Source organism: Desulforegula conservatrix Mb1Pa, assembly GCF_000426225.1.
Taxonomy (GTDB): Bacteria; Desulfobacterota; Desulfobacteria; order Desulfobacterales; family Desulforegulaceae; genus Desulforegula; species Desulforegula conservatrix.
The window spans coordinates 1-4,595 of sequence record NZ_AUEY01000132.1 but is presented as its reverse complement, the minus strand read 5'-3'; the positions used below and the strand labels follow the sequence as shown (position 1 = coordinate 4,595).

Annotated in this window: 4 protein-coding genes; 2 read left to right on the top strand and 2 right to left on the bottom strand. The window is 40.3% G+C overall.

Annotated elements, in window-relative coordinates:
• Positions 1-621, top strand: a 621-nt coding sequence (locus K245_RS0120775; protein ID WP_232223861.1) for a hypothetical protein, incomplete at its 5' end; no start/stop codon positions are given.
• Positions 622-693: 72 nt separating this feature from the next.
• A complete protein-coding gene (locus K245_RS0120770; protein ID WP_027360706.1) occupies positions 694-975 on the top strand; it encodes an HU family DNA-binding protein in 282 nt (93 codons plus the stop codon).
• 38 nt (positions 976-1,013) lie between these two features.
• Here K245_RS0120770 and K245_RS0120765 read toward each other — a convergent pair whose 3' ends face one another.
• Together K245_RS0120765 and traA are read right to left on the bottom strand one after the other, a co-directional pair.
• Positions 1,014-1,529 carry a hypothetical protein gene (locus tag K245_RS0120765; RefSeq protein ID WP_027360705.1) on the bottom strand — a complete coding sequence of 172 codons (516 nt, stop codon included), beginning with the start codon at positions 1,527-1,529 and terminating at the stop codon, positions 1,014-1,016.
• Positions 1,526-4,408, bottom strand: a complete 2,883-nt coding sequence (gene traA, locus K245_RS25780; RefSeq protein WP_051284505.1) for a Ti-type conjugative transfer relaxase TraA — start codon at positions 4,406-4,408, stop codon at positions 1,526-1,528. The genes K245_RS0120765 and traA overlap by 4 nt, the downstream gene beginning before the upstream one ends.
• Between the last annotated feature and the right edge of the window lie 187 nt (positions 4,409-4,595).

The following is a 4,595-nucleotide window of genomic DNA, read 5'->3' as shown; positions in this document are numbered from 1 at the left end:
CAACACACGGAACAGCAGACGACTCAACACACGGAACAACAGACAACTCAACACACAACACACGGTACAACAGTCCCTTATAATAATAATAGCTCTTTTATATATAATATTATTACTCCGCAATTTTTTGAACACGTTGAAATGTCATTTTGGAAAGAACAGGGCATCACATCAGACATGATCCAAAAAAATATTGAAAACTCAGGAATAGCGGGAGAGCTTTTTATCCAGTCTATGAAATATTATGCTTTTAAAGCTGAAAGAGGTGACTTTAAAGACAAGGATATTAATTCTCATTTTGAATTCTTTATGGGCGGCTTAAAACGATTTTCTGGCTGGACTAAGCCAAATGGGTATGTCAGTCACGAAGAGGCCGAGAAAAAGCGTCTGGAGGCTTTTATCGCTGGAAAAAGAAAAGAACTGGAAGAACTGGAAGCTCTTAAACTTGAGGCGTCATTTTTCATGTTTTATGAAGCCTATGTAAAAACCCCTGATTCTGAAGAAGTAAAGGCTATTATGGAACAGGCCAGCTCTTTTGACCTGGATAATCTCCGTAAGAAGCCGGACAAAAAAGAAGCGTGGTTGAGAACTATCTGGAACAAGTCCAGAAATATGAATTGATTTTTGCCTGTAATGTATTCAAAAAGACTTTCTGGAAAAAACTAAAAAATAGAACAGGCAAAATTAAAAAATATGAACAAACTCGAATTGATCGAAAAATTAAAAACAGAGGCAAGAATAACAAGGCCTGAAGCTGTTAGGATTGTAAACCTTTTCTTTGATGAAATGTCATACGCTCTTTCGCAAAATGACAGGGTTGAAATACGCGGCCTGTTTTCGATGTTTTTAAAAAATTATGAAAGCTACACTGGCAGAAATCCAAAAACAGGGGAAAAAGTAACAATACAACCAAAAAAACTTCCCTTTTTTAAGGCCGGTAAAGAGCTAAAAGACCGGATCAACTCAAAAAAATAAATAGCCAAATGCCTTATAAACCCACTAATAATATTCGTCTATTTTTTAAATATAAGATATGAAAAAAAAGATAATATTAATAATATTATAAAGTTACATGCAGTATTTATAAATATGTGACGTCTAAACTTTCGAGATATTTTTCCAACGCCATAATGAGCCTCATATACCAATGTTTTCCCTGCCTTGTCTATCCAGTATGTTAAATCTCTATTGTATTTAACGAAATTCTCATCAGTAAAATTGACCATATTGATAAAATCATTAAACCTGGAATTAAGATCATTTGCGATTGTACTGGTATGACTGAGCTTAATATTCAGCTCATTGATTGTTACTATTCTTTTCTGAAGCTCCTCCAGGAAGCTGTTTAGAGTTTTGGCGTGGCCTTTTTCCGCTTCAGACAGCGATTTTATAATTTTATTATGGGTTTCTATAAAATCCAGTTTTTCATTAAAAGCGTCTGACTCCAATATCGTTTGGATTTTAGATAGTTGCTGTTTTATTTCCCTGATTTCATTTTTTGATATTTTTGTATCTTCATTTTCACTCATCGTTCCATCTCAATATCTCTGCCTTTTGATTTGTGGATTTCTGCCTGTTTTTTCTCTTTGGTCTTTTCCTTTTTTGGAGCAGATACAGGAATAGTGACAGGCTCCTTTGTTTTCTGTTTCTGATTTTCTATTTCCGAAGCACGAGCCTTGAATGACTGCTCCTGTGATTCATAAACTTCCAGGATCATTTTTGATTTTGGTGCGGCTGTCTTTTGACTGCTCTTTATTTCCATTGATTTTTGTGGGTTTTGTTCTGATATTTCAGGATACGCTATTATTCTTTCAAATTTAGGTTTCTCTGTTTCTACCGCACGAGCCTTTGATTTTTCTTCCTGGGATTTATCCGCAGAAAGAGATCCTTGCTTGTGTGGATAATCAATCACGCCTTTGGATATAAGCTCGTCTATTGTTTCGAGAACCATTTCTCTTCGTTGTTTATCCGTCCCCCCGTGAATATCAGCCATCATGTTTTTAAATTTTATTAGTTCTTTGGCAGGGTCTGACGGTCTGTTTGCCATTTCATAATTATCATCAAGCTCTTTTTTTCTTTTTGCCTGAACATCCTCCCGAAGCTTTATTTCCGAATTGCTCCTGAATATGTCCGTGAAAAACTCTACGAAGTTTTCAGCCTTCTTTTGCAAAATATCGGCTAAAGTGTCCTTGCCTTTCGGATTGTCCTGGAATGACGAAGGATCTATCCCCCGCTTGACCGCAAAATCAATAGCCAGATCTTTGGGTTTTTTCCGTCCAATGACTCTTCGTAATTCCTGAAAACCTTCCTGAAACCGCTCCAGGCTGTAATATAATTGGGCATCATCCGTGTGCCTTGACATTGCGGTTAAAATCGAATGTTGGTCAAAATAGCTGTCAGCAAGGACAAAGCTATGCTTTATCGTCGCGCCCTGGAGCTTGTGAACCGTGGCGGCGTACCCATGATTGAAATGCTGGTACTGGGAAGCGTCAAAGGCTATCTTCTCCTTGTTGTCCATCCGGACAAGAAAATCATTTCCGCTGATCTTTTCTACAGTTCCCCTGTTGCCATTATTGACCCCCATAAACCTGTCATTCTTCAGAAAAAGAATCCTGTCTCCTTCGGCAAACTTTTTTAATCCCTTGGTCGTTTCAAAGCTTTTGCCTTCCCCGCGTACAAAACCAGCCTTGATCATGGCTTGTCTGCCAAGATTGTTCAGATCTTCGACATCCTTGTTCCGGTAGGCCATCATCATGCTTGAATCAATGCCCTTGGTTTTGATAACATGGTTGCTCCATTCGCCTGTCAATTGCCGGATGGACTTATCGTGCGTAGCGTCCTGTCGAATCTTTCCAGATAACTCGTAGAGATCCAGAGCGGTCTTTGATTTGCCTTCCTCAAAGTATTTTGTGGCTTCCTTCTGCCAGTCTTCTTTCTGTCTTCGGATTTCTGTCAGGTTAACGCCTTCGGTTCTGGAATAAATCCCTCTAAAAGCTCCTCCGGCCTCTATGGGCTGCAACTGCATCCCGTCTCCGACAAGAATAACTTTTGCGCCCTTTTCATGGGCATGTGAGATAAGGGCGTTCATCTGGCGTGTTCCGACCATTCCCGCTTCGTCAATTACCAGAACATGCTTGCTTGTTAGCTCGCTTCTGCCTTGCTCCTGGTCAAGAAGTCTTCTCGCTATGGTTTGGCTTGGTATTCCTGAAGACTCGAAAAGCCCCTGGGCCGCTATTCCAGCGAGTGCCGCTCCTGTTACACTATATCCTCCTGCTTCATAGGCTTCACGAACTGCATCGAGCATATAGCTCTTGCCTGTTCCCGCGTATCCTACCACGCAGCACATATCCCCGCTTGCAAAGATATGATCAAAAGCGTTCACCTGTTCAGGTGACAGTGTGCGGCTGGCTTTGGCCTGCTTCTGATATTTTTCTCTTACTTTGTGATTATGAGCCTTTGCCATGTTCTCTGATTTAGATAGCATGGAATTTTCTGCTTCGAGGGTCTGGCGTGTTGTGTAACGCTCTTTGCCGTGTTCTCCGGCTCCGAGTAAAACGAGATCACGAGATTTTTTTATTGCGGAAACAACTTCGTTAAACTGCTCTTTGTCTGCGCTGTAGGTGTTTGCAAGGCGAAGAATATCGTTTTCTGTGAAGACGGCCTGCTTGCGGCTGAAAAGATCGGTTGCAATTTCAGGATTGGCCTTAATTTTTTCTCCATTCCTTCTGCAAGTCTCAAGATATTCCTGCATCCGGTCTGTTTCGGCCCTGTCCTCCTTGCTTATGTGCTTTAACGGCCCTATCTTTTTTTGAGCCTCAAGAGGTATTCCCATCTTTTCATAGCTGCGATGGTCAATCGAAATGTCATGTCCTGCAAGAGCCAGATGATCGTTTGCAAGTTTTGCCCAGTTTTCCCGCCATCCAAGAAGGTGTTCTTTCTTGTTCCAGTCACGATTCTTGTTTCCGAATCCTTCAGCTTTGAGATCCCTCATTGTAAGCATTATATGTGCGTGAGGATTTTCTCCGCTGATATCGTGAATACAAATATCGGCAATCATGCCTTTTTCTACAAAATTATCTTTTGCAAATTCTTTAATCAGATTTTTTTTCTGTTCTGACGTGAGTTCAACCGGCAGGGCAATCTGAATTTCTCTTGCAAGCTGGGCATCGTCTCTCTTTTCCGCTTTTTCAACTTTATTCCATAGCGTTTCACGATCATAGGCCCATTCAGGCGCATTTTCAGGAGACAGTATTTCTGTGTGGTCAATCCCTTTCTTTTTGGTGAAATCCCATGTTTGGTTCATTCTTTCATCAAGGATTTTTTCGCCTGCTCTATAAGCCGCAGCTCCGGTAACTGTTCTGCCTGTTGTTCTGCTTATTATTTGTGAGCTTAGTCGGTAGATTGCCATTTATATTTTATTATTGTTTTAATTGTTATTAAAATTTTATGTTGGTTTAAGCAGCAAGCAATATGCAATATTGTATAAGCGCGCCCTTCCTCGCTTCGCTCGTTGGTTTTATGAGTAGCACCAGTCAGAATTATTTTCAATTGATTTTTTAATATTTTCGGACTAATTTACGAAAAAATTACACCAT

Coding starts and splice junctions, on each gene's coding strand:
- K245_RS0120770 (WP_027360706.1), top strand. CDS start 694: ATGAACAAACTCGAATTGATCGAAAAATTAAAAACAGAGGCAAGAATA.
- K245_RS0120765 (WP_027360705.1), bottom strand. CDS start 1,529: ATGAGTGAAAATGAAGATACAAAAATATCAAAAAATGAAATCAGGGAA.
- traA (WP_051284505.1), bottom strand. CDS start 4,408: ATGGCAATCTACCGACTAAGCTCACAAATAATAAGCAGAACAACAGGC.